Source organism: Corynebacterium sp. LaCa_282, from assembly GCF_057198125.1.
The window spans coordinates 842271-866937 of record NZ_CP191095.1 but is presented as its reverse complement, the minus strand read 5'-3'; the positions used below and the strand labels follow the sequence as shown (position 1 = coordinate 866937).

28 protein-coding genes are annotated in these 24667 nt (G+C 61.4%); 8 read left to right on the top strand and 20 right to left on the bottom strand.

Going from position 1 to position 24667, the window contains the following annotated elements:
- Positions 1-8 precede the first annotated feature (8 nt).
- On the top strand, positions 9-1220 hold the full coding sequence (locus tag ACP8KU_RS04035) for an amidohydrolase (RefSeq protein WP_484484019.1): 1212 nt from the start codon (positions 9-11) through the stop codon (positions 1218-1220).
- A gap of 69 nt (positions 1221-1289) precedes the next feature.
- Here the strand turns inward: ACP8KU_RS04035 and pyk are convergent, their stop codons facing one another.
- The 14 genes from pyk to hisD all read right to left on the bottom strand — a co-directional run bounded on the left by pyk (position 1290) and on the right by hisD (position 13218).
- Positions 1290-2708 carry a pyruvate kinase gene (gene pyk / locus ACP8KU_RS04030; RefSeq protein ID WP_175279200.1) on the bottom strand — a complete coding sequence of 473 codons (1419 nt, stop codon included), beginning with the start codon at positions 2706-2708 and terminating at the stop codon, positions 1290-1292.
- Positions 2709-2829: 121 nt separating this feature from the next.
- Positions 2830-3801: a prolipoprotein diacylglyceryl transferase gene (lgt, locus tag ACP8KU_RS04025; RefSeq protein ID WP_284808522.1), complete on the bottom strand. Its 972-nt coding sequence runs from the start codon at positions 3799-3801 to the stop codon at positions 2830-2832.
- Positions 3802-3853: 52 nt separating this feature from the next.
- Positions 3854-4684, bottom strand: coding sequence for an indole-3-glycerol phosphate synthase TrpC (locus ACP8KU_RS04020; protein WP_005278561.1), 831 nt, complete (start codon positions 4682-4684; stop codon positions 3854-3856).
- A gap of 86 nt (positions 4685-4770) precedes the next feature.
- Entirely contained in the window at positions 4771-5406 is a 636-nt protein-coding gene (locus ACP8KU_RS04015; protein WP_005278559.1) for a TIGR02234 family membrane protein, read from the bottom strand.
- Positions 5406-5768, bottom strand: a complete 363-nt coding sequence (hisI, locus tag ACP8KU_RS04010; RefSeq protein ID WP_005278556.1) for a phosphoribosyl-AMP cyclohydrolase — start codon at positions 5766-5768, stop codon at positions 5406-5408. Before hisI ends, ACP8KU_RS04015 begins: the two co-directional genes overlap by 1 nt.
- Positions 5765-6535, bottom strand: coding sequence for an imidazole glycerol phosphate synthase subunit HisF (gene hisF, locus ACP8KU_RS04005; protein ID WP_284808516.1), 771 nt, complete (start codon positions 6533-6535; stop codon positions 5765-5767). Before hisF ends, hisI begins: the two co-directional genes overlap by 4 nt.
- Positions 6536-6558: 23 nt before the next feature.
- Complete coding sequence (locus tag ACP8KU_RS04000) at positions 6559-7329, bottom strand: inositol monophosphatase family protein (RefSeq protein ID WP_484484018.1); 771 nt, start codon at positions 7327-7329, stop codon at positions 6559-6561.
- A 3-nt stretch (positions 7330-7332) separates the two neighbouring features.
- Positions 7333-8121 (bottom strand): bifunctional 1-(5-phosphoribosyl)-5-((5-phosphoribosylamino)methylideneamino)imidazole-4-carboxamide isomerase/phosphoribosylanthranilate isomerase PriA, encoded by a 789-nt coding sequence (priA, locus tag ACP8KU_RS03995; RefSeq protein ID WP_284808511.1) that lies wholly within the window; start codon positions 8119-8121, stop codon positions 7333-7335.
- A gap of 13 nt (positions 8122-8134) precedes the next feature.
- Complete coding sequence (hisH, locus tag ACP8KU_RS03990; protein WP_484484017.1) at positions 8135-8767, bottom strand: imidazole glycerol phosphate synthase subunit HisH; 633 nt, start codon at positions 8765-8767, stop codon at positions 8135-8137.
- Between the two features lie 3 nt (positions 8768-8770).
- Positions 8771-10021, bottom strand: coding sequence for an MFS transporter (locus ACP8KU_RS03985; RefSeq protein WP_005283747.1), 1251 nt, complete (start codon positions 10019-10021; stop codon positions 8771-8773).
- Positions 10018-10185 carry a hypothetical protein gene (locus tag ACP8KU_RS03980; RefSeq protein WP_023017276.1) on the bottom strand — a complete coding sequence of 56 codons (168 nt, stop codon included), beginning with the start codon at positions 10183-10185 and terminating at the stop codon, positions 10018-10020. Before ACP8KU_RS03980 ends, ACP8KU_RS03985 begins: the two co-directional genes overlap by 4 nt.
- A 3-nt stretch (positions 10186-10188) precedes the next feature.
- Complete coding sequence (gene hisB / locus ACP8KU_RS03975; protein WP_484484016.1) at positions 10189-10791, bottom strand: imidazoleglycerol-phosphate dehydratase HisB; 603 nt, start codon at positions 10789-10791, stop codon at positions 10189-10191.
- Between the two features lie 3 nt (positions 10792-10794).
- Complete coding sequence (locus ACP8KU_RS03970; protein ID WP_484484015.1) at positions 10795-11907, bottom strand: histidinol-phosphate transaminase; 1113 nt, start codon at positions 11905-11907, stop codon at positions 10795-10797.
- Positions 11908-13218 (bottom strand): histidinol dehydrogenase, encoded by a 1311-nt coding sequence (gene hisD / locus ACP8KU_RS03965; RefSeq protein WP_484484014.1) that lies wholly within the window; start codon positions 13216-13218, stop codon positions 11908-11910.
- Positions 13219-13355: 137 nt separating this feature from the next.
- On the opposite strand from hisD, the gene ACP8KU_RS03960 reads away from it, so the two are divergent.
- Positions 13356-14255: a YbjN domain-containing protein gene (locus ACP8KU_RS03960; protein ID WP_484484013.1), complete on the top strand. Its 900-nt coding sequence runs from the start codon at positions 13356-13358 to the stop codon at positions 14253-14255.
- Here the strand turns inward: ACP8KU_RS03960 and ACP8KU_RS03955 are convergent.
- Together ACP8KU_RS03955 and ACP8KU_RS03950 are read right to left on the bottom strand one after the other, a co-directional pair.
- Positions 14242-14781: a hypothetical protein gene (locus ACP8KU_RS03955; RefSeq protein ID WP_284808502.1), complete on the bottom strand. Its 540-nt coding sequence runs from the start codon at positions 14779-14781 to the stop codon at positions 14242-14244. The genes ACP8KU_RS03960 and ACP8KU_RS03955 overlap by 14 nt on opposite strands.
- 1 nt (position 14782) lies before the next feature.
- Positions 14783-15550 (bottom strand): hypothetical protein, encoded by a 768-nt coding sequence (locus ACP8KU_RS03950; protein WP_284808500.1) that lies wholly within the window; start codon positions 15548-15550, stop codon positions 14783-14785.
- A gap of 161 nt (positions 15551-15711) precedes the next feature.
- Here ACP8KU_RS03950 and ACP8KU_RS03945 point away from each other — a divergent pair, with 161 nt between their 5' ends.
- The 4 genes from ACP8KU_RS03945 to ACP8KU_RS03930 all read left to right on the top strand — a co-directional run bounded on the left by ACP8KU_RS03945 (position 15712) and on the right by ACP8KU_RS03930 (position 19410).
- Positions 15712-16245, top strand: a complete 534-nt coding sequence (locus ACP8KU_RS03945; protein ID WP_005283769.1) for a TetR family transcriptional regulator — start codon at positions 15712-15714, stop codon at positions 16243-16245.
- A gap of 101 nt (positions 16246-16346) precedes the next feature.
- Entirely contained in the window at positions 16347-17711 is a 1365-nt protein-coding gene (locus tag ACP8KU_RS03940; protein ID WP_484484012.1) for an exonuclease domain-containing protein, read from the top strand.
- Positions 17712-17783: 72 nt separating this feature from the next.
- Complete coding sequence (locus tag ACP8KU_RS03935) at positions 17784-18401, top strand: hypothetical protein (RefSeq protein ID WP_284622839.1); 618 nt, start codon at positions 17784-17786, stop codon at positions 18399-18401.
- A 10-nt stretch (positions 18402-18411) separates the two neighbouring features.
- Complete coding sequence (locus tag ACP8KU_RS03930; RefSeq protein ID WP_023017266.1) at positions 18412-19410, top strand: GTP pyrophosphokinase; 999 nt, start codon at positions 18412-18414, stop codon at positions 19408-19410.
- Here ACP8KU_RS03930 and ACP8KU_RS03925 read toward each other — a convergent pair.
- From ACP8KU_RS03925 to ilvA, 4 genes are read right to left on the bottom strand one after another with little or no spacing between them, the layout of a single operon-like run.
- Entirely contained in the window at positions 19407-19796 is a 390-nt protein-coding gene (locus ACP8KU_RS03925; protein WP_005283779.1) for an RNA-binding S4 domain-containing protein, read from the bottom strand. The genes ACP8KU_RS03930 and ACP8KU_RS03925 overlap by 4 nt on opposite strands.
- Positions 19796-20035, bottom strand: a complete 240-nt coding sequence (locus ACP8KU_RS03920) for a hypothetical protein (protein WP_005278507.1) — start codon at positions 20033-20035, stop codon at positions 19796-19798. The genes ACP8KU_RS03925 and ACP8KU_RS03920 overlap by 1 nt, the downstream gene beginning before the upstream one ends.
- Complete coding sequence (locus ACP8KU_RS03915; protein ID WP_284897759.1) at positions 20032-20676, bottom strand: YigZ family protein; 645 nt, start codon at positions 20674-20676, stop codon at positions 20032-20034. Before ACP8KU_RS03915 ends, ACP8KU_RS03920 begins: the two co-directional genes overlap by 4 nt.
- Positions 20676-21944 carry a threonine ammonia-lyase IlvA gene (gene ilvA, locus ACP8KU_RS03910; RefSeq protein WP_484484011.1) on the bottom strand — a complete coding sequence of 423 codons (1269 nt, stop codon included), beginning with the start codon at positions 21942-21944 and terminating at the stop codon, positions 20676-20678. The genes ACP8KU_RS03915 and ilvA overlap by 1 nt, the downstream gene beginning before the upstream one ends.
- Positions 21945-22066: 122 nt before the next feature.
- Here ilvA and ACP8KU_RS03905 point away from each other — a divergent pair, with 122 nt between their 5' ends.
- Together ACP8KU_RS03905 and ACP8KU_RS03900 are read left to right on the top strand one after the other, a co-directional pair.
- A complete protein-coding gene (locus tag ACP8KU_RS03905) occupies positions 22067-23956 on the top strand; it encodes a choice-of-anchor I family protein (RefSeq protein ID WP_484484010.1) in 1890 nt (629 codons plus the stop codon).
- A gap of 65 nt (positions 23957-24021) precedes the next feature.
- Entirely contained in the window at positions 24022-24501 is a 480-nt protein-coding gene (locus tag ACP8KU_RS03900) for a hypothetical protein (RefSeq protein ID WP_484484009.1), read from the top strand.
- Positions 24502-24667: the final 166 nt, after the last annotated feature.

Genomic DNA, 24667 nt, shown 5'->3' with positions numbered 1-24667 from the left:
CCAAAGGGATGAAAACTATGTCTTATTCCACAAACATCGCTTCCGTGGTCCACTCTGCGGATACTGACCTGACGTGGCAGCGGGATTTTTACGAAGATCTGCACCGCCACCCCGAGCTTTCCCACGAGGAGGAACGCACCGCGGCGCGCATCCGCGCCAAGTTGGCCGAATTCGACTGCGAAGTAGAAGAAAACATTGGCGGGCACGGCATGGTCGCCATTTTCCGCAATGGCGATGGCCCCACCGCCCTCATGCGCGCCGATTTCGATGCCCTGCCGGTCAAGGAGGCCACCGGCGTGGAGTATTCCTCGACCAATGACTACATGCACGCCTGCGGGCACGACATGCACACCACGGCCCTACTCGGTGCCTGTGCGCTTCTCGATGCCTCCCGCGATACCTGGTCCGGCACTTTTCTCGCCCTGTTCCAGCCGGCGGAGGAATCATCCATGGGCGCGAAATACATGATCGCCGATAACCTCACCGAGCGCGTGCCACGCCCCGATATTTGCTTAGGCCAGCACATCATGCCCGGCCGCGCCGGCACCGTCCGCCACACCGCCGGCCCCATCATGGCCGGCTGCGATTCCCTGCGCATCCGCATCTTTGGTAAATCCGCCCACGCCTCCATGCCGCATAATTCAATCGACCCGACCTATACCGCGGCGATGATCGTCACCCGGCTCCAGGCCATCGTCGGCCGCGAGGTAGCCCCGCACGAGTTCTTCGTCATCTCCGTGGGCGAGCTGCACTCCGGCGATAAAAACAACATCATCCCGGATTCCGCCGAGCTCGTGCTCAATACGCGCTTTTATGATCCAGCCCTGGCGGAGAAGGTCTATGCCTCCTTAGAGCGCATGGTGAAGGCAGAATGCGTGGCCTCCGGCTGCGAAAAAGACCCCACCTTTGAGTACTACGCGCACGGCGAGGTCACCGATAATGATGCCGCCGCGTATTCGCCCATCGACGAGGTCTTTACGGCCACCTTCGGTGAAGCATCCGTTACCGCCTCCCCCTCGACCGCTTCCGAAGACTTTTGCTATCTGCCGCAGGCGTGGGGCGTACCGTACGTCTTTTGGCACGTAGGGTGCACCCCGGAATCTGAGCTAGCCGATCCCCCGGTCAACCACCAGGCCAACTTCCTGCCGGATTATGAGCCGACGGTCAAGGCCTCCACCCAAGCCACCCATGCGGCGGTGCTGGCGTACCTGGGCGCTTAACTCACCATAAAAAATCCGCCGCGTCCACTCTCTCAATGGAGTGTGGGGCGCGGCGGATTTTTCAGTGCGCTAGTCCTTGATGGTCTCTCCCAAAATGTGGCACTGAATCATGTTGGTATTGCCGGAGATTCCCGGAGGGGTACCTGCAACAACGACGACCAAGTCATTCTCGTCGTACTCGTCCAAGTCCAGCAGGTACTTATCGATGGCCTCCATCATCTCATCCGTGGACTTGACGTCGGGGCTCAAGAAGGTCTCTGCACCCCAGGTCAGCGCCAGCTGGGCGCGCACGTCCTGGTCCGGGGTAAATACCAAAAGCGGCAGGTCAGAGTGCAGGCGGGCGACGCGCTTTGCGGTATCACCAGAGGAGGTGAAGGCAACGATAGCCTTCGCGTTCAGGCGCTCTGCAATATCGCGGGCGGAATAGGACATCACGCCGCGCTTGGTGCGCGGGACGTGCGCCAGCGGCGGGACCTGGCCATCAGTCTCGGAGCGCTTGACGATGCGCGACATGGTCCGCACCACGTTGTGCGGATCCGCGCCCACGGAGGTCTCGCCAGAGAGCATCACCGCATCGGCGCCGTCGAGCACGGCGTTGGCCACGTCGGAAGCCTCCGCGCGGGTGGGGCGGGAGTTCTCGATCATGGAATCCAGCATCTGGGTGGCCACGATGACCGGCTTGGCGTTCTCGCGGGAAATCTGGATAGCGCGCTTCTGGAAGAGTGGCACCTCTTCCAGCGGAACCTCAACGCCCAAGTCACCGCGGGCAATCATCACGGCGTCGAAGGCCAAGATGATGGACTCGAGGGCATCGACAGCCTCGGGCTTTTCCAGCTTGGCGATGACCGGCACGCGGCGGCCTTCCTCGTCCATGATCTCGTGGACCTTGTCGACATCGGCAGGCGAACGCACGAAGGACAGCGCGATGTAGTCCACGCCGAGCTGCAGGGCAAAGCGCAGGTCCTCGATGTCCTTTTCAGACAGGGCCGGCACTGAAATGCTCATGCCGGGCAGGGACACGCCCTTGTTATTGGATACGGGGCCGCCCTCGGTAACCTCGCACACCACGTCATTGCCGTCTACTTCCTTGCAGACGACGGCGACCTTGCCGTCATCGATAAGCAAGCGATCGCCCGGCTTCGCGTCTTGGGCCAAGCCCTTGTAGGTGGTGGATACGCGGTCGTGGGTGCCTTCAACATCGTCCACGGTGATGCGGACGATCTCGCCGTTATCCCACTGCTCTTCGCCGTTCTTAAACCGGCCAAGGCGGATCTTGGGGCCCTGAAGATCGGCCAAGATACCTACGTTCCGGCCGGTCTTTTCGGTGGCTTCGCGGACCCACTTGTAATTGGCCTCGTGGTCCGCATGCTCGCCGTGCGACATATTGAGGCGCGCGACGTTCATGCCGTCTTCTACAAGGCGCAAAATTCCGTCCCCACTAGCTACCGCGGGGCCGAGAGTACAGACAATTTTGGTTCTTCTATCCAGCATTATTGGCCTATTCCATCGGGGAAATTGAACAACCCCCAACCTACTCCCTCGCGCGCGGCTAGGCCACAATTTTTTGGCGCCTTAACTACGGCAATCGGACACGATCACACATAACCGGTCATTTCCGGCCGGTAGCAGTGCCCGAGGTGCCGTTAGCATGCGTGGCTGCCACGCGTTTCTCGTCGCCCTCGCCGCCGTTTTCCGCCTGCTCGCGGTAGTACCGCGGGTCAACTTCCTCTGGCGTTTCGGGGCCCTTGCGCTGCCTGTCCAGCAAGAAAAAGACGATGAGACCTGCGATAAAGACAACGGCGGAGACGATGAGGTTTACGCGGACGCCGAAGATTTCGGTGGCCTCATCAGAGCGCATGCCTTCGATAAAGAAGCGGCCCAGAGTGTAGCCCACGACGTAGAGGGCGAATACTCGTCCGCGGCCCAGCTTCCATGCCTTGTGCGCCCACAGAAGGAACAGGCACACCAGCACGTTCCAAATGAGCTCATACAAAAACGTCGGGTGCACCGAAGCGATGACCTCGCCGGTAGAATGCCCGGAAACTGGGGCGTATTCCCCCGCTTCATCGACGCGGTAGTAAATATCCAGCGCCCACGGAACGTCGGTCGGCCGGCCGTAGAGCTCCTGATTGAACCAGTTGCCCAACCGGCCTATGCCCTGGGCAAGGATGAGGCCAGGCGCTACCGCGTCCGCGAATGGTGCAAGCGGGATCTTTTTGATTCGAAACATCACCCACAGTGCTACGGCGCTTAAGGCCACCGCGCCCCAGATGCCAAGGCCGCCATTGGTGACCTTGAGGGCGTCGACTGGGTTGCAGGTCTCACAGAAGTACTTCTGATTATCCGTGATGACGTGGTAGAGCCGCCCGCCCACGATGCCAGCGGGGATGACGACGATGGTCGCATCCCACACGGTATCGGGATTGCCGCCCCGAGCCGTGTATCGCCGCAGCGTCATCCACATGCCCACGAGGATGCCGGCGATGATACACAGCGCATACGCATGGATTGGAATGGAGCCAAGATGCCACACCACGCCTTGCGGCGGGGAGGGGATATTTGCAAGATTCTGAGTATGCACGTAGATAGTGTGCCTTATCGGCGTGCCCTTGAGCTAGTTTGGGGTCACTTTCCTAGGAACTTTTACGAGAGGGGCACGCCGGGTGCTGGCCCGCGGCCACCAGAGAGCGTGCCAAGGCGGTGGGATCCTGGGCCGCCATCACGGATTCACCGACCAATACCGCATCCGCCCCGCGGGAGGCATAGTGGAAGAGGTTGCGGGCATTATTCACCCCACCCACGGCGATGCGCAGGAGAGATTCCGGCAGACCCGGGGCAATATCATTGAAGGCCTCCCGGTTGATCTCATCGGAGGCAAGCGACCACGCATTGATCGCGATGACACTGCTGCCGGCCTTAATCGCGCGGTTGACCTCCCCGCAGGTTCGCACCTCCACGATGGCGGTCATCCCTAACGATTCCGCCCGATCCAAGAGGGCTTCCAATCGGGCTTGTTCTAAAAGCTCGACCTGCAGCGGGATCGCATCGGCGCCAAAACAGCGAGCCTCATGAATCTGGTACGGATCCACGATGAGGTCGCGCGCCATCATCGGGATATCGATAGCAGCGCGCGCGGCCGCCATATCCTCAAGCGAACCGTTAAAGCGCCGCGTATCCGTTTGGCAGGCCATCAGATGCACGCCGCAGTTTTCAAAGGTGCGCGCCCATTCGGCCATCTGCTCGGCCGAGCCCACGTGGGCAATTTCCCCGGTATAAGGAACGGCGCGCTTAAGCTCAGTAATGACTGAGCAACCGGGCTTTAAGAGGGCCGCGCGGGCATCGCGGGGAGGCTCCATGTCCCGCGAGCGCGCCTTGATGTCTTGGAAGGAAACGCGTGCTTCGCGCGCGGCGACATCCTCAAGCACCCCAGCGACCAGGTGATCGACGGCTATGGGTGTGGGCATGAGCACCTCCCTCCAAGCGCGATTAAGATCACACTTAGATTAACGCTATGGGAAGTGTTTCCGGAAATTGCGCTGCGCGAACGGGGCTATTTGCGGCCCACATCGGTCGGGTCGATATCGCTATCGAGCGCGTCCCACATTACGCGGCCGGAATCGGATGAGGTCTCCAAATCTTCCGCCAGCTTTTCTTGGCGGGCGGCGGGGGTTTCGTACTTGCTCGACGCCTTGGCCTTGTCCTTGCCTGGGTTCTGGGCGAGCAGGACGGCGCCAAAGAACGCTAGGGCTGCACCAATAATGGCCACGATGGGGCCAAGTTTGGTGACCTCCACCGAGATGACGGTGGCCCACTCGGAGATTGCGGCAGAATCCACCGCGTTCTCATTCGCGGACGCGCCCTGCAATATTTTTTGCGCGCGCTGGGCGTCAGCACCGCTGGTCAGCAGGTTAATGGGGCTCCACGCAGCGGCTGCGGCGGCGAGGGCGCACACAATGGCCACGATACGTCGTCCCGTTCGGCGCAGCGCGAGGCCCGCGAGCACCCCGGCGAGGAGAACCAGTGTCAATGCCATAAGCTCTAAGGACCACGACGAGCCCACGATCTCATTGGTTGCCGAGCCCGATTTATCGTCCTCGCTTACCGCTTTTACCCAGGTGCTGCGGGAAGAAAACCACAGCACCGCCGTGCCCACCGCGATAAGGAGCGGGCCAAGTCGCCTCGTCATCAGGAATCATCCCCTAAAAGAACTCTCGCATCGAAGCAGGTCCGGTCTCCAGTGTGGCACGCCGCGCCGCGCTGCCGCACGGTCAGCAAGATGGTATCGCCATCGCAATCAAGGCGCACACCGAGCACGTCCTGCGTATGTCCGGAGGTCTCGCCCTTAATCCAATACTCGCCGCGCGAGCGCGAGAAGTAGGTGCCCTTTCGCGTTGCCAGCGTGTGGGCCAGCGCGTGGTCATCCATCCAGGCAAGCATAAGCACTTCGCCGGAATCGGATTGGGCAACCGCCGGCACGAGCCCTTGCTCATTGCGCTTGAGCAGCGCAGCTATCTGCGGGTCTAGCTCATAATCTGCGGGAGTGTTCACCGGCGCACCTCGTATCCGGAGTCTGCGAGGGCCTTTTTGACCTCGCCAATTTCTACCTCTCCAAAGTGGAAAATGCTCGCTGCCAGGACGGCATCGGCACCTGCTTCGACAGCGGGTGGAAAATCCGCTGCCGCGCCCGCTCCGCCGGAGGCGATGACGGGAATGTTTACCGTTTCCCGCACCGCGTGCAGAAGCTCGAGGTCGAATCCGGCCTTCGTGCCATCTGCGTCCATGGAGTTTAAAAGGATCTCCCCCACACCTAGCTCGGCGCCGGTGCGGGCCCATTCCACTGCATCGATGCCAGCCGATGTCGTCCCGCCGTGAGTCGTGACTTCAAACCCCGACGGTGCGTGCGCCGCATCGGTGCGCCGCGCGTCCACGGATAAGACGATGCACTGCGAGCCAAAGACCTCTGCCAATTCGCGCAGCAGGTCTGGATTGCCAATCGCCGCGGTATTGACCGATACCTTATCCGCACCGGTGCGCAGGAGCTCGCGGACATTGTCAACGCTGCGCACTCCCCCGCCCACGGTGAGAGGGATAAAGACCTGATCGGCGGTGCGGCGTACCACATCGAGCATGGTGGACCGGCCGTGCTTGGACGCGGAGACATCGAGAAATGTCAGTTCGTCCGCGCCCAATTCCTCATAGCGCGCGGCTAATTCCACGGGGTCTCCTGCATCGCGCAGGTGGGCAAAATTTACGCCCTTGACTACGCGGCCTTGATCCACATCAAGGCACGGGATAATGCGTACGGCTACAGCCATGCGGGGCTTACTCCTTCACAGGTTTAATCTAAGTGATGAGATAGGATTTCTAGGATTGTCTCGTGCACCTGCGGCGTACCGGAGACCATACCCCGCGACTGCACGGTCCACGGATTGCCCTCCGGATCCGTGATGATGCCCCCAGCGGCCTTGATAAGGAGCGCTCCCGCCGCGTTATCCCACGGGTGCGGCGAGAAATTCACGGCACCGTCAAATACGCCCTGGGCCACGAAGGCATTATCTAGTCCCACCGAGCCCGTAATGCGCGGCCGCAAGCCGGATTCGCGCAGCTCGTGGAATGCCGCAGTGGGAAGGTTGGAAAAACATCCCACGTGCCCACGGGCATCATCGAATTCTGGGGACTCTTCCCCGCCACCGAAACCGCCGGACGGCCCACCGGCAGAACGCAGCGGCGAGCCGTCGCTGGCAACCAAGCGCCTGCCCAAGAGGGGAAAATCCGAGATGGCCGCGACAGGCTGGCCCTCGTGAACCAAAGCCACCAAGATACCGGCCATGGGATTGCCCGCGGAATAATTTGCGGTCCCATCAATCGGATCGACAACCCACACGGTGTCGTGGATGCTACCGCCGGATTCCTCCCCGTACACCGGGATGCCGGTCATCTGCTGCAGTATGTCGCGCAGCTGCTTTTCGATGGCCAAGTCCACCTCTGTGGCGAAATCGCCCCGGCTTTTAAAGTGGGCCGGTGGCGCCCCGATGCCGGATCGAAAGATGGGCTCAACCTGGTCAACGGCCGCCTCCGCGAAGGCCACCAACTCGCGCGGATCCATCATTGATTACCCTTCCTCGGGGTCATAAGGATCGATGGGCACCTCTGCGGGCAGCGGCTCTACCTCTGCCACCGCCGCTAGCGCCTCCTCCAGGCTGAAGTTTCCCTCATACAGCGCCTTGCCGATGATCGCCGAATCGATGCCCTCATTTTCATACCGGGCCAGCTCGCTAACATCCGCCAGGGAGGAAATGCCACCGGAGGCGGTGACCTTGGCATCGGTTGCCATTGCTACCTCGCGCAATAATTCCACATTGGGCCCAGAAAGCGTCCCGTCCTTGGACACATCCGTGACCACGAAGCGTTGGCATCCTGCGGCATCGAGGCGCTCGAGCACCTCCCAGAGATCCCCGCCATCGGAGACCCAGCCATTGCCCTTCGTGCGCCATTCGCCATCTTCTAAGCGCACCGCCAAATCCACGGCGACTTTCTCGCCGTAGCGCCCAAGGATTTTTTCTATCCACTCTGGGTTTTCTAAGGCGGCGGTGCCAATATTGATGCGGTTCGCGCCGGTAGCCAGCGCGCGCTCTACCCCGGCATCATCGCGGATGCCACCGGTAAGCTCGACATTAATGCCGAGTTCTTGGGTAATCCCCGCCATCTGCTCGTGGTTGGAACCGCGATTAAAGGCGGCATCGAGGTCAACAAAGTGCAGCCACTGGGCGCCTTGGCGCTGCCATTCAAGGGCGGCATCCCGCGGGGCGCCGTAGACCTTTTCGGTGCCGGCCTCTCCCTGATCCAAGCGCACGGCCTTGCCGCCGGCGACATCGACTGCGGGCAAAAGCGTAAAAGTCATGGTTTCATCCTACCTAGAGCGTGTGCATCCAGTTTTCCAATAGCTGCGCGCCCGCATCCCCGGATTTTTCGGGGTGGAATTGCGTGGCCCAGAGCGCGCCATTTTCCACCGCCGCCACGAAAGAATCGCCAGCGTGCGTGGACCAGCTCACCAGCGGCGGGCGGGTAATGACGGTTTCCAATTCCCAGCGGCGAACGCCGTAGGAATGCACGAAATAAAATCGCTCATCGGCATTAAGCCCGGCAAACATGGCGCTGCCATCTGGCATCTCGATGGTATTCCAGCCCATATGCGGCAACACGTCGGATTGCAGGCGCTCGACCGTCCCCGGCCATTCGCCGCAGCCTGTGGAGTGGATGCCGTGCTCGACGCCGGCATCGAAAAGCACCTGCATTCCCACACAAATGCCCATGACCGGCCGCTCTCCTGCCAGGCGCTGGCCGATGACCCTCGGCCCATTCACCGCCTTAAGCCCTGTCATGCAGGCATCGAACGCGCCCACGCCGGGAACCAGCAGCCCGTCTGCCTCGAGGGCCTGATAAGGATCCGCCGTGACGGTGACCTCCGCTCCGACGCGCTCGAGGGCACGCTGGGCGGAGCGAATATTGCCCGCGCCGTAGTCCAATAACACCACCGATTTTGTCATGGGCTATACCTTACGCATTCGACGCAAACGGGTGCGGATATCGTTGGTCTCGCTCACGCGAGTCCGGCCCAGGATGAAGTCCGCCGTGGTGAGCAGCAAACCGGCGATAAGGATCGCAACTCCCGCTCCGAAGGCGCCGTCGTAGCCGTAGCCCGCCACCATGGCACCGAGCAAGGTCGAGCCTAGACCGGTGCCGCTATCGTAGAAAATATTCCAAATCGCCGAGGCCTCCGAGACCCGCTCGCGGGGCAGCCGGTCAAACATGGATAGCAAGGCCTCGTTTTGCGCGATACCGAAGGCGCCACCGAATAGAACGGCGCCGAGCACTAGCCACCAGATGGAGCTTTCCATAAATAGGGTCAGCGAAATCGTCCCGACGCCGATGATCGCCATGATCTGGCTTGGGATGTACAGGCTGCCTGGGGCCCCTGTGCGGTCTGCCACCACGCCGGCGAAGTACCGGAAGATCATCGCCGCGCCGCCCACGATGGACAGCATGATACCGGCGAGGCTGGCGCCCCTTGCGGCATCGAGCTCCTGCATCGCGGGGGACAAGAACGAGGAAATGGCACCGTAGCTCATGGAGAAGGTGGTCAAGGCCAAGGCCGGAACCGCAACCAGCTTCCAGGTAGGAACCCGGATGATATTGACTTCTTCATCATTATCCTCGGCCAAGGTGACCTTGATCTTGGGGATGCGCAGGCACATGGCAAAGCCCAAGAAGCCAATGAGGCCGGCGGTGATATAGGTGGACGCATAGCCTAGGGAATCCGCCATGAACAGGCCGAGCGGCAAGAAGATCATCTGCCCCAAGCCTGTAAATACACCAATCATGCCGGTGGCCTTGCCCAGCAGACGCACCGGGGAGAGCTCTGCAATCAGCGCGGATTCGGACACGGTGAGGGCGCCGAAGCCCACCCCGCGCATGGCGGAAAATAGCAAGACGATCCAGGCGTCGGTACCCAACAGGTGGCCGAAGGCCGGCACGCCCAAGGTAAAGGCGGACAGCGCCATCACGCGCCTGTAGCCCCAGCGGCGCAACAGCCACGGCGATATGATCTGCGTGGCAACCGTAAAGGCCATGAAGATACCTGTAGATCCGCCCGCCAGGGTCGCGGAACCGCCGGAGTCAATGACGGCCAACGGCACCACGGGAAGCAGGATGGACCAAGCGCCAAAGGCGGCGGCGATGGCTACCATCGTCGGCGTATAGCCGGGCACCTTCCAAATATTGGTCTCTTGAGATTCGCTCATTTACTAAAGCCTCCAACCATCCAGGCAATGGCCGCGGCCGCGGTGATAACGGCTAAAAGCGCGGCGACAACCGTAAAAAACTTCGAGCCCTGCTGATACGCGGACCAGGCCCCTCCTACCAAGAGGCCTGCCACCAGAAACAGGATGAGGATCATAAACTGCACGGGCTACAGGGCTCCCTTCGTCGAAGGGATGCCGGTCTGGCGCGGATCGTGGCCCACGGCAGCGCGCAGCGCGCGGGCTACCGCCTTGTATTCCGCCTCGGTCACGTGGTGCGGATCGCGGCCGTAGCGCACGTTGACGTGCAGGGTAATAGCTGCGTGGGTGGCCAAGGATTCGAAGAAGTGGCGGTTAATCACCGTGGCATAGTGCCCGCCGATGACCTGCCACTGCAGGTGGTCCGGCTCGCCATTCATCACGAAGTAGGCGCGGCCCGAAAAATCCACGACCGCCTCTACCAGCGCCTCATCCATGGGTAGTAATTGGGAGCCGAAGCGGCGGATCCCGGCCTTATCCCCCACTGCTTCGCGCAGGGCCTGGCCTAATACGATGGCGGTATCTTCCACGGTGTGGTGGGCGTCTACCTCCACGTCACCGGTGGCCTTAACCTGCAGGTCAAAGAGCCCGTGTGTGGCAAATGCGGTAAGCATATGGTCAAAGAACGGCAGCCCAGTGGAAATGTCGCTTTTCCCAGTGCCGTCAAGGTCGATGGAAACGGTGATGTCCGATTCCGATGTTGCTCTTTGGGCACGCCCCACACGGTTTGTCATAAATCACTCCTTTGAAGTATCCGCTCCTACTGTAGTCGCTAGTTTTTCCGCCGCAGCCAGAAAGGCCGCATTTTCTTCTGGCAGGCCGATGGTCACGCGCAAGTACCCGTCGATCCCTACATCGCGGATGAGTACCTCTTCATCCAAGAACTGCTCCCACACGCGGTGTTGATCCGCAAAATTGCCAAAGAAAAGGAAATTCGATTCGCTCGACATGATGGTATAGCCCATCTCGCGCAGGCGCCCGGCCACCATGTCGCGTTCGGCGGCGATGGTTTCCACGGTGGCGAGGGTGTCTGCGCTGTGGCGCAGGGCCACAGTGGCCGCGGCCTGGGATAAGACGGAGAGGTGATATGGCAGGCGCACCAGCATGATGGCCTCCACGAAGGCCGGATCCGCCACGAAGTAACCCAGGCGCCCGCCAGCAAAGTCGAAGGCCTTCGACATCGTGCGCGACACCACGAGCTTGGTGGGGTATTTTTCCAACAAGCTCGTCGCGGACGGCGAGTCAGAAAACTCGGCGTAGGCTTCGTCGACGATGACGATGCCGGGGGCGGCATCGATAAGCGCGGCAATATCCTCCAGGCTGGTTATCCCACCGGTGGGGTTATTCGGAGTGGTGACAAAAATGACGTCAGGCTGGTGCTCGGCCACCGCCGCCAGGGCGCGGTCCATATCGATGGCGAAGTTCTCATCGCGCGGGCACTCGATAAAACGCGTGTAGGTACCGGCAGACAGGATCGGGTGCATGGAATACGACGGCGTAAATCCCAGCACGCTGCGCCCCGGCCCGCCGAAGGCCTGCAACAGCTGCTGCAGGATCTCATTGGAGCCGTTGGCGGCCCAGACCTGCTCGTAGGTGACATCCACGCCGGTTTGCTGCGAAACGTAGCGGGCTAGCTCGGTGCGCAGTTCGACCGCATCGCGCTCTGGGTAGCGGTTGAGCGAGCTGGCGCAGCGGCGGACCTCGTCCACGAGGGCATCGACAAGCGCGGGCGAAGGCGGGAAAGGATTTTCGTTGGTATTGAGCTGGTAGACCACCCGCAGCTGCGGGGCGCCATAGGCGGTCTCGCCGCGCAATTCCTCGCGCAGCGGTAGGTCATGTAGCTGGGCCATTTATTTCTCCTCGAATCGGGCGCGAATGGCCTCCCCATGAGCGGGAAGGCGCTCGGCATTGGCAAAGGCGATGACGTTGGGGGCGATTTCTTCCAGAGCACCGCGGTCATAATCGATGAGGTTGACCGGCCGGAGGAAGGTGTGAGTGGAAAGCCCGGCGGAAAACCGCGCCGTGCCGGAGGTGGGCAGCACGTGGTTGGAACCGGCCGAATAATCCCCCAAGGGCACCGGGGAATACGCGCCGATGAAGACGGCGCCAGCGTGGTTGATGCGCTCTGCCACCGCGTGCGGCTGCTCAGTGTGGATTTCTAGGTGCTCGGCGGCATACGCATTCGCCACAGCGATGCCCGCGTCCATGGAATCCACCAGCACGATGCCGGATTGCTCGCCGGTTAAGGCCTCGGCGGCGCGGCCGGAGTTCTCCGTTGCCGTATAGCGGCGCTCTACCTCCTGTTTTACTTGCTGGGCCACGCTTTCCGATGCCGTAATCAGCACGCTTGCCGCCATCGGATCATGCTCTGCCTGGGAGATGAGATCGTAGGCCACGTAGACGGGGTTCGCGGTCTCATCCGCCAAGATGGCGATTTCGGTCGGGCCGGCCTCCGCGTCGGTGCCTACCACCCCGCGCACCGCCCTTTTGGCCGCGGCGACAAAGATATTGCCCGGCCCGGTAATCATGTCCACGGGCTCTACGTCTTCGTCCGCATCGCCGTAGGCCAAAAGAGCTACCGCCTGGCCCCCGCCGACGGCCCATACTTCCTCCACGCCCAGCATGTGGCACGTGGCCAAGACCGTGGGGTGCGGCAGGCCGCCGTGCTCCTTTTGTGGCGGGGAGGCAACCACCAGGCTGGAGGCACCAGCCTCTTGCGCGGGCACGGTATTCATGATGACAGAGGACGGGTAGACCGCCTTGCCGCCGGGAACATAGAGGCCAACGCGCTCGATGGGGCGGAATACCTCGGTCACGGTGGCGCCGGGGGCCAGCTGCGTGGTGTGCGACTCCGGCTTTTGGTCCGCATGCACGCGGCGCACCCGCTCGATGGAGGCCTCGATGGCCGCGCGCACCAGGGGATCAAGCTCGTCGGCGGCCCGCTGCAGTTCCGCCTCAGGCACGCGCAGGGACGGCGGGCGCACTCCATCGAATTGCTCCCCATAATCCAGCGCCGCCTGGGCGCCCTCATCGCGCACCTTATTGACCATCGGCACGACGGTCCCCATGACGGAATTCACATCGGTGCCGCCGCGCGGAAGGACGCGGCGCAGCGTAGCGGGGCGGAGCTGTTGACCGCGGAGATCGATGGTTCGAAGCATTCCTGGCTCACTTTCTGGTTGATCACCGTGGGCTATATCTGTAGACAAACCAATATACTATCGCCCAAAGCGCCGCGGGAACACCCTCTTGGGCGATAGACTCAAAGCAAATTCCAGCGAAGGCGAGTGTGCGGTGCATGATGATCGAATTTGAATCCACCAGTCTTGAGCGGCACCTGCGCGCCATCGTCCGCGAGAATGACTTTTCCTATTGGGCCTTGCCCACTGGAGAACTCGTCATCTCCCATGGGCAGGAGGGCTCCACCTTGGTGTCTGTGTCGCAGGCCGACGGTGTGGTAATCCACCTGCACACCACTCCGCGGGGTGCGGTTGCGCTGGGCGATGCCGCCGAGCTGTCCCGCTTCATCACCACGTGGAATGCCGATTGCCTCTACCCCACCGCCCTGCTGGACTATGACGAGGCGGGCTCGCTGGTGCTGTGTGGGCAGAGCCATTTCACCACTGGGGCTGCACCAACGCACGATCAACTAGCCGCGTTTGTGCCCGCCGCGCTCCGCGGCGCAGAGGTGCTCATTAGCGTGGCGACGCGCGAATTTCCGGCCCTAGCCCAAGAACCAGAGCTTCTGCTGGCGCCAGACGACGCCAGCGCGCCACCCGCGTTCACGTTGGATTTCCTCGCCGCTGCTCTGCCACAGATAGGCATCGACCGCTTCCATAGCGATGGTGACATCTGGCTGTTCGCCCTAGTCAATTCCATCGCCTGCACCTTTACCCTCGATTCTGGACCAAGCCTCATCATCACTGGCCGGTGGGACCTGAATGCGAATGAGAACGAGTTCACCCGCCTGTTTTTAATCTGCAATGACTGGAACCTAGCGAGCCACAGCGCCACGGCCTACTGCCGCTCCACCGACGACGGCCTCCACGTCCACGTCGATGTGCCGACGCTTATTGGGGCGGGTCTAAGCCAAGACCAGTTGCAGCGGGTTTTAAGCCAGAGCCTCGATGCGATCCTGCACGCTATCGATGAAATCGCGCGGGAATTTTGCGGCAGCTCCCCGGTTAAGTGGGCGTAACTTCCCGTTGCGGCTCATCCGCAGCCTCTCGCCCCACAACTTCCCAGTCCGCGTCGGAGCTAATAAACGCGGTACACCAGTAGGAAAACATGGCCAAAAATGGCGCTACCGCCCAGGCCACGGCGGGAGAAAAGTTCGGCGCAAACTCCACGACATCGCCTGGGTTCTCCGGCGGGTGCGTCGCGGTGATGCCGCCAAAGACGTAGAAGGACACGGCACCGGCGAAGGCGCATGCCCCCACCCACAGCAACATCGCGAGACCGCGCCCGCGGCGCTGGACAAATGCGGCTAGCCCCAGGCACAGCCCCAGGAAACCCGTAGCGAGCGCAAAGGTCATAAAAGCGACGAATTGCGCGTTGCCCACCGCTTCAATGGCATAGCCGCCACCGTCGACAGCGCGGCCGGTCATCGTGGGGCGCATAAAACCCCAGAGCGCGCCGCAGATGCCGAAAACGAGCAGGGAACACGCGAGGAGCCCCGCACCAAAACCGAGAGTGCGGGGCAAGCGAGCTTGGCGGGAAGACACTTTAGTTACAGAAGGTCCAGTTGCCGTCCTCGCGGCGGAAACGAACGGTGGAGGTATCGGTACCTTCCGAGTTCGATACGCTCACGGTGGCAGAGGCGTCATCACCGTTGACCACAACGTCATTGACCGATTCCAGCTTGGTGGAGGTAGGAATGGCCTCTAGCTGGTTGGCAAATTCGTTGATCTGGGGATTGCCCTGGCCTTGCTGGCGCATGGAGTTTGCGTATTCGGAAAAGGACTGGTTGGGCAGGCTATCGACGTAGTTGAGGTACTGCTGGAAATCCCCAGACTCGCCTTCACGCACGGCCTTGCAGGCATGTGCTGGCATGTAGCCAAAGTATTCCTTGACGTTGTCAATCTCATGCTGCCCGCGCACCAACTGCTCAATGGCCTGCTTATCGCCATCGTTGGCTTCTTGTCCGCCTTCAATGGGCTTAATGTCCTGGGCGTTGGCGAAGGGATCGTCCCCGTTGTGCATGGGGTTCGTATTAGCGCCCTCATTGCCGCCTTCTTCGCCCTTGTCCTTAGGGTCCTCGGCGGCCTTCTTCTTATCCTTTTCTTCCTTTTCCTTCTTATCCTTGTCGGCGTCTTTGTCCTCAGACTTCTTCGCCGATTCCTTTGCGGAGGTCTCAGTAGACGAGGAGGCAGACGAAGACGACGCGGTCTTCGTCGAATCGTCCTCGTCATCTGAGCTGCATGCAGCTAAGGCAAGCGGGGCAACCATAGCGACCGCAAAAAGGGACTTCTTAGCAGGGGTCAAAAAGGACAAGGGAGAGCTCCTGAATCAATCTTTCGAATGCGAAGCCGCCTCACGACGGGTTCTTATGTCCTCGCAATCCTAACAATGCAAGTTTGCAAGGGACATTATTACAGTCTGAAAAGTACCTGTGAGCTATTCCTTAGCGCGGCGAAACACGTACAATTTCCACTGTGCAACTACATCGCGAGGCCATCATCGACGCCGCAACGACCCTATTGAATACGTATGGGCTTGCCGATGTCACCATGCGCCGCGTCGCCTCCTCCCTCGGCGTTGCCCCGGGGGCGCTGTATTGGCACATCGCCAATAAGCAGGCGCTCATCGCTGCTCTTGCCGAAGATATTATCGCCCCCGTCGCCGGTTCCACGCTGGAAGAGATTAGCCTGCACCTGCGCGAATTGCTCCTAGCCCGGCGCGATGGCGCGGAGGTCGCCATTGCCGGACTCTCGCAGCCGGATTCCCAGGCCTGGGATCACCTCGTCGCGCAGTTTAGCTCCGCCACCTGCCCCGATTTCGATGCCGCCGCACGCAAGGCCGCTGCCCTTTCCGCCGTGCACCTCGTCTTGGGCGCCACGCTGCTCGAGCAATCCCAGCGCCAGCTTTTAGAAACCACCGGCGGTGCTACCCCGGCGGACTACCGCGCCGATTTGGTGCGTGGCGTGCGGATTATCAATGCCGGACTGCAGCACAGCGAGGCGGATTAAAACGCTTCACCCCCGCGGCGGATTTTCGCCAAGCACAAGCGAGTACGATCTCTGTGCAGCACCTCCCCTTAGATTCTCACCCCAGAAGAAAGGCCATTTTCGTGTCGTATCCCGCGCATGGCGTATTCATCGATGTCACTGCGGAAAAAGTCGTGCTTCACCGCAGCTTGCTCTCGCGCAGCTTGGGCGCGCCTGCCACCGCAGAAATCGCCCTTGATGCCATCGATGACCTGCGCGCCCACGAACCCACCGCCACCGGTTTTGGTTCGCTGTCCTTAGGCAGCGCCGGCAGCATTGCCTTCGCCCCGCACCAAGACCCCCACAGCGTGGCGCGCGCCATCGAGGCGGCGCAACAGGGCGATGCACCCGCGGAAGCCGCAGCCCCATCCTCTAGCGAAGAATCCTCCGTGGGCAACCCGGGGCTTGATTTCGTCGCGGTTGATGTGGAAACCGCCAATGATAATTGGGGTTCCATCTGCCAGATCGGTGCCGTGCGTTACCGCGATGGCGGGGAAACCGCGTCCCAGTCGTGGCTGTGCACCCCTCCCCCAGGCTTGGAGCACTTTGCCGAAATCAATATCTCCATCCACGGGATTACCGCAGCCGATGTCGAAGGTGCCATGCCCTTTGCCACAGCGGCCGCAGAGCTCTTTGATTTCATCGGCAGCGATGTCGTCGTCGCGCACAATGTCCAGTTCGATTCTTCCGCGCTGCGCTCCGGATTGCTGGCCGCCGGCGCCGATGTCCCCACCGTCCCGCTGGCCTGCTCGCTCGCTTTGTCCCGGGACGCTTCCAAGCAAGGTGTTATCTCGGTGGCCAACCACAAGCTTCCTACCGTCGTGAAGCACCTCGGCGGTGCCTCTTTTACCCACCACGATGCCACCGAGGACGCCCGCGCCGCCGGCACCATCATCACGGGGCTGGCCCAGCGCTTCGGGCATACCGGAAGCATCACCGATCTCTTTACCACCCGCGAGTTTAGCCTCGGCCGGCTCGAATCCTCGGCCATCCTGCCGGTTCTGCGCGCGCATACCGCGCCCACCTCCGGCGACGATCTGGGCGCCGGCACCGATTTCCGCGATTCCACCCGTTCCGCGGGAACCAGCAAAAAGCCCGCGTCTTCCGGCCGGGCGCCGTGGCAGGCCGTGGCCACCCCGGATACCATCCCAGATCCCAATCCCAATGCCGATCCAAAGGGCGCGCTCTACGGCCAGCACGTTACCCTGACCGGTGATTTCGAGCCGTACGATAAGGGGCTGCTGTGGCAGGGCATCGCCAAGCGCGGCGGGCAAGTGGGCAAAAACGTCACCAAAAAGACCACGCTGCTTGTCGTCGGCGAATGGGCAAAGAAGACCTCCAAGGAAAAGCGCGCCGAAGAGCTGCAGGAAAAGGGCCAGGACATCACCATGTGGTCCGGTGCCCAGCTCTTTTCTGAACTCGAGCTCGACGCCGAGCCGCCTTTTTAAACCCGCAGGGAACCACCCGGCTATTTCTCCAGTCCAATAAGGGCGGATACTCACGACCCTGGAGAAATCGCCATGACCTTGACGCTCGATGCACCCCGCCCCACCACCACTAATTTGCTGCCGGCGCTATTCGCGCGGTCGTGGATTAAGCACCAGCGGCTTTCCGATGACGGCTTTTGCGACTCCCCCGCCACCATCCAGCTCTCCCCCAACCTGTCGATGGCGCTAGTCTTTCCCGGGCAGCGCACCTTTCGCCGGCTCAGCCACCGCGGCCTCGCGGACCTGGATGTCTCGACCCGTCAGGCGTGGAATTGTGCCTCGCTGAACCTGCAGCGCGCCGCGCTCGACTCGCAGGGCCTGCGCTTTTGGACGCGCCCAGCTCGCTGCGCCCTGCCTGCCGCAGCGCCTTATGGCGGCCTACAGGTCCGCTCCCACGGTGCCCCGATTTCCTCTTGGTTGGCTCACCCGGAAACCTTTACCGTGCTGGATAAGCACATGCGCCGCCTCATGCGTTCGCATTCTTTGACCTACCTGGTGCCGGATTCCGCGACGGTTTTTGTCTTCGCCCACTTACCCGATGAATATGCTCGCGGCCTCGCCCGCGCCGCCGCCGAACAACTTCCAAGCCATCGCACCGTTTTACATTCGCGACCGCTAGTATGGTCTAACGGATTTCCCCGCGAATTATGAGAGGAGCACCATGGCGGAAAGCAGGATGTCGCGGCTGAGCAATCAGTACCACGCCTGGACCCGCAGCCACCCCACGGCGGCGGAGGATTTTCGCACCGCCATCGAGGATCTGCTCAATGACGCCGGCATCATCTTTGACCGGGTATCGACGCGCGTCAAGGCCTGGTCTTCACTCAAGCGCAAGGCCAAGAAGCGGGGCGAGGGCGGCGATTTCATCTACCCCACCCCGTGGGACGATATCCACGATGTCATGGGCGTACGCGTCACCTTGTACCACTCCACCACCATTCCCAATGCGCTAGACGTGCTGGGCGAATCTTTCAAGGTCGTGCGCTCTGTGGATAAGGCGGCCGAGACCCGCATTTCCGGTGGCTTTGGCTACGGTTCCCACCACCTGGTGCTCACCGTGACGGATGATAGCGCGGCGGCCATGGAGGAGCTCGCCGATTTTGTGGGTTGGACCTTTGAGGTGCAAATCCGCACCGTGCTGCAGCACGCGTGGGCGGAATTCGAGCACGATATCCGCTATAAGCAGGGCCCTACCCCGCCCTCGCCCGAGGTCGACCGCCTGTTTACGCTGGCCGCCGGCCTCATCGAACTTGCCGATCAGCAATTCGATGAAATCGCCGCGCTCAAGGCCCCGCGCACGGAGGCGGACACGGATGTGGAGCTTACTCCGGAAACCCTGCCTGGCGTCCTAGCCATCATTTTGGGCAACCGCTTCCCACTTTCGCGTTCGGAGCACTACCGCTTCCTCGCGGAAATCTTGGAGGAAAACGATATCCGGTCCTTGGACCAGCTCGAGCAGCTGCTTGACGATGACGCCATTGCCCACGTCCACGACACCATGCGCTACCGCTTTCGGCCCGGCCAAGTGCGCCTTATCGATGATCTGCTGCTCAATAAGTTTGGCAAGCAGCACATCGAGGCAACCGCTGAATCCGGCGACCGCGCCGGCCGCCGGCGCCGCCTGAACGCGCGCCTTAAGGCGCTGCGCGCCAACTCCTAGCGGAACCCGCCGCGGAATTTTTCCATATCACGGCGCTCCTTCTTCGTCGGCCGGCCCGCGCCGCGGGGGCGCACCGGTACGGATGGCATGAACTCCTTGGGCGGCGGCGGGGGCGCGTGATCGGTATAGCAGGTGCGCGCCACCGGCGCGCCCACGCGCTTGGCGACGGTAGCCAGCACTTCCAAATCGTGCTCGTGGTGGTTGCGCCACACGCGCACCCTATCGCCTGGCACGACTTGTTGCGCGGGTTTGACCGCTTCACCGTTGATTTTCACGTGTCCAGCGCGCACCGCGGTGGCCGCGGCGGATCGGGTTTTGAACATGCGCACCGCCCATACCCAAGCATCAATGCGGACGGGGCGGCCGCTTGGCTGCGGGGTAGGCATTAATAATTATTGTGGTTCTCGTTGACGATTTTGCGAATCTTCAACCAGTTATATCCGCCGCCCACCACGGCGATGATAAGGCCCAAAACCATCCAAGCGGCCAAATTAGCAGAAAGCACACCTAAAACAACTCCTGCGCCGAGGCCACCGGCAACGGAAATAACGGCGTTGCGGGAGTGCTTGCGCACCTGCTGCTTGCGCTGCGCAATGGGGTTATTCGGTCGCTGCTGCATAGTCATGACCCAGATCCTACCTCAACCCAGGCAGAGCCTGCTTCGCGCGCGCTGATTTCGCCTTGGGAAAGCGCGGCGAGCATCGCCTGGAGCTCATCGAGCCCACCCGGGCGCACGGCGACCGTAAAAGTCACGGCTGCGCCGTATTCGGTGTCGGTAATATCGATGCCGCGCCCGCGCAAATCCGCCTCGAGGCGCCCGGCCGTGGCGTGCGGGCATTCCACGGTATAAAGCTCCCGGCGCGCCCGGGTGACCGCCTCGACCTTTTCCATGGCCTCGCTGACCGCCCCGCCATAGGCATGCACAAGCCCGCCCGCACCCAGCTTGATGCCACCGAAGTAGCGCACGACCACCGCGCAAATATCAAGCATTCCAGAGCCCTTTACCACATCCAACATGGGCTTTCCAGCGGTCCCGGAAGGCTCGCCATCATCGGAGGAACGCTCCACTGGGTTCGCGTCGTCGACGTGGTAGACATAGGCGGAGCAATGGTGGCGGGCATCGGGAAAGCGCTGGCGGGCGGCATCGATAAACGCCCGTGCTTCTTCCTCATTCGTCACCCGGCCGATCAGGGTGATAAACCGCGAGCGCTTGATCTCAATTTCGTGTTCTACCTGGCCGGTGGGGCGCCGATACATATCGCGCATTAGGCCACCAGGAAATCGTACTCGGGGGTATTCGGCTGCAGGTGCTGCACCAAGATCTTGGACTCGGCCATCCGCTCTTTCAGCCCCGCCAGGTCCTCGGCGCGGCTTAGCTGGATGCCCACCAGCGCGGCACCGGTTTCGCGGTTATTGCGCTTGAGGTACTCGAATAGAGTGATGTCATCGCTAGGCCCCAGGATTTCAGACAGGAAGTGGCGCAGCTGGCCTGGTTCCTGCGGGAAATTGACCAAGAAGTAGTGCTTCAGGCCGCGGTGCACCAGCGAGCGCTCCATGATTTCGGCGTAGCGCAACACGTCATTATTTCCCCCAGAAATCACGCAGACCACCGTCGAACCCGGCTCCAGCGGCACCCGCTGCAGCCCAGCCACGGACAGCGCACCGGCGGGCTCGGCGATAATGCCCTCATTCTGGTACAGGTTGAGCAGGTCCGTGCACACCGCCCCCTCAGAGACCGTGTCCCAGTGCAGGCGCTGTTGGTTGGCCTCCAAAATCTCATACGGCAGCGCACCCAGGCGCTTGACCGCCGCGCCATCGACGAACGGATCCACGCTCTCAAGTGCCACCGGCCCGCCGTTGCGGAAGGCGGCTCTTAGCGATGCCGCCCCTTCCGGCTCCACCCCCATCACCTTCGCGTGCGGTGCCATATCCGCCATATAGGAAGTGATGCCAGAAATCAGCCCGCCGCCGCCGACGGGAACGACGATGGTATCGGCCGAGGCGCCCTTTGCCGAAAGCTGCGCCAAGACCTCCGCCGCCACGGTGCCCTGGCCAATGATCGTATCGCGGGCATCGAAGGGCTCGATGAAGGTGGCGTGGCGCTCGGCGGCATCGGCATGCGCGGCGGCCGCGGCCTCGTCAAAGTTGGCACCCACTATTACGAGTTCCACCTGGTCGCCGCCGTGCACGTGAATGCGGTCGCGCTTTTGCATGGGCGTGGGCTCCGGGACGAATATCTTGCCCGGAATCCCCATGGTGCGGCACGCATAGGCCACGCCCTGGGCATGGTTGCCTGCCGATGCCGTCACGATGCCCCGCTCCCGCTCCTCCTGCGACAGGCTGGAGATGCTATTGAGCGCGCCGCGTATCTTATACGAGCGCACGTCCTGGAGATCCTCGCGCTTTAAATAGACCTCACAGCCCGTTTCCGCAGAAAGCCGGGGGCAATACTGCAGCGGCGTCGGCGCGATCTCGGAGCTGATGCGTGCCTGTGCCTGCTGGATATCGGATGCGTGGATGGTCGATTCAGTCATGATTGCAGAGTCTACTCGCCCTACCTAGTGCTCGACCGATTCACCTAGATTTCATTCCGGTTTAGCGTGACTGTTACGTGGTTTGGAAACAATGGAGTGCTCCACAAGAAAGGACTCTCTCTATGTTTAAGCGCACCTCCATCGGCGTGGCTGCCTGCCTTGCGCTCAGCTGCGCCCCGGCCGCCAACGCGCATATCGTCGATAATGTTTTGGAACGCTCCGCCGACGATGCTGCGGTAAAGCTCAGCCCCATTGGCTCGTATGAAGCCGGGGTCATGGGCAAATCAGCAGCGGAAATCGTGGCCTACCACGCCGCCTCCCAGCGCATTCTCACGGTGAACGCGCAATCGGGCAAGGTGGATATCCTGGATGCCTCCGATCCCACCAACCCCACCAAGGTTGCCGAGGTCTCCGCCGACGGCGATAAGGAAATCAACTCCGTGGCCGTGCGCCCCGATGGCCTCGCTGTGGCCGCCGTGCAGCAGGCAGACAAGACCGAAAACGGCGAAGCCTTGATTTTCGATGCCGCCTCCGGCAACGAGCTCGGCCGCGTGCCGCTCGGCGCATTGCCAGATAACGTGCACATCACTAAAGACGGCGCCTATGCCTTGACCGCTAACGAGGGCGAGCCCTCCGATGAGCTCACCGCCGATGGCACCGAATACGCAAAAGATCCAGAAGGCACCGTATCCGTCATCTCCCTGCCAGACGGCGTCCAGGCCCCCTCCGCTGCGGATGTTCGCACCGCCGATTTCCGCGCTTTCGACGGGCCTGATGCAGAACTTGACCCGTCCATTCGCGTCTTCGGCCCAGAAAACCACCACAACAAACCTTCGCTCGACTTCGAGCCGGAGTATATTTCCTCCGCTGATGGCAAGGCGTATGTCACCTTGCAAGAAAACAACGCCATCGCCGTGGTCGATATCGCCTCCGCCACCGTAGAAAAGGTGCTGCCCGCCCACATCGCGGATCACTCGGTTATCCCCCTCGATCCCTCCAATAAGGACGGCGAGGCAAAACTGCGCACGATCCCTGTGCACGGGCTATCCATGCCGGATTCGATCGGCGCCTTCCAGACCAACGGCCAGACCTACTTCGCCACCGCCAATGAGGGCGATGCCCGCGACTGGGGCGGCTACACCGATGAGGTCAAACTGAAAGAGCTCGTTGAAGAGGGCCAGGTTTGTGATTCCGTCGACCTTCCAGAAGGCATCGAGGACAAGAAATACGCCGGTAACCTCAAGTTAAGCAATGCCTCTGGGTGGAATGAGGAAAAAGGCTGCTTCGATGGCCTGTATTCCTTCGGGTCCCGTTCCTTTAGCATTTACGATGCCGAGGGCAACGTCGTCTTCGATTCCGGTTCCGACTTTGAGGAAATCACCAAGGACATCGAAGGCCTCAACTTCAACGCCGATAACGAAGACCCCGACTTCGACGATCGCTCCAATAATAAAGGCCCCGAACCGGAAGCCCTGACGATTGGAACGGTTGGCGATCGCACCTATGCCTTCATCGGAATGGAGCGCGTGGGCGGCATCTTTGTCTATGACGTCACCGACCCCGCTCAAGCCGAGTTCGTCACCTACACCAATAACCGCGATTTCACCGTGGACTACGACGAAGACAATGTCGCCGCCACCAGCTTGGCCGGCGACTTGGGCCCAGAGGGATTGGCGTTCATTAGCAAGGAAGACTCGCCTACTGCCGATGCCCTCCTTATCGCCGGCAACGAGGTATCCGGCACTACCACGGTCTTCTCCGTCGCCGATCTCGTGGGCGGCGCCCAGGCTGAAGGCGACGACGCCGACTCCGATGAAAATGGCGACGATACTCCCGGGGCGTCGCTGCCTGATGACGGTTCCGGCAGCAGCTTCATCGGGAAAGGTATCGGGATTATCGCCGGTGTCATTGCCCTCGGTGCCATGTTGAGCGGGGTGTTGCACTTCATGCCGCAGGTGGCGGATCAATTTTATAAGATGCTTCCTGAACCCATCCGGCAATTACTTCCATAGATTTTTAGCCTTAAAGCTGCTACGTTTTAACAAGCTAAAATCTGAACTTTAAGGAGCCTTTCCCTATGCGTAAACGACTCAGCACCTCTCTCGTCGCTGCCACCGCTGTGGCGGCGGGCCTTGTCACCCCGGCTGTTGCTTCCGCAGATGAGCCCGGCAAGGGGCTCAGCGCTGAATGCCTGGCCCAAGTAGAAGCTGCCAAGCAAGAGCACCTCAAGAACATCGAAGAGGGCAAGGGCGGAGTCAACCTGTCCAACCCAAATAAGTTCCTCGAGGGCTTGCTCAATGGCTACGGCACCGCCGGCATGCCGAAGCAGCCAGATTGCGTGACTAAAGAGGCACAGCAACAGCAGCTCGATAGCTTGACCAAGCTTGGCTCCTCCGAGGAAACTGCAGAAAAGTTCCTGAAGGTCTCGCAGTGGACCGCCGTCATCGCCGGCGCCGTCGCTGCGATTCTGCAGACCTACGCCGCCATCGCCAAGTTCAACCCGGCAGTCCTCGAACCGCTGAAGGCTGCGCTTGACCGCTTGGGAATTAAGTACTAATCCCCGATTTCTTAAAAAATGGCCGCCGTTGCATGTGCACGGCGGCCATTTCTTTATGCCCAGCCTTTCGCGGAGGTGTCCTAGCGGCTTCACCCCAGGCCCGTCGCCACCTCAATCCCTGTTCGCCTCAGAAAGAGGGAGCGCAGGGACGAGGCGGGCAAATTCT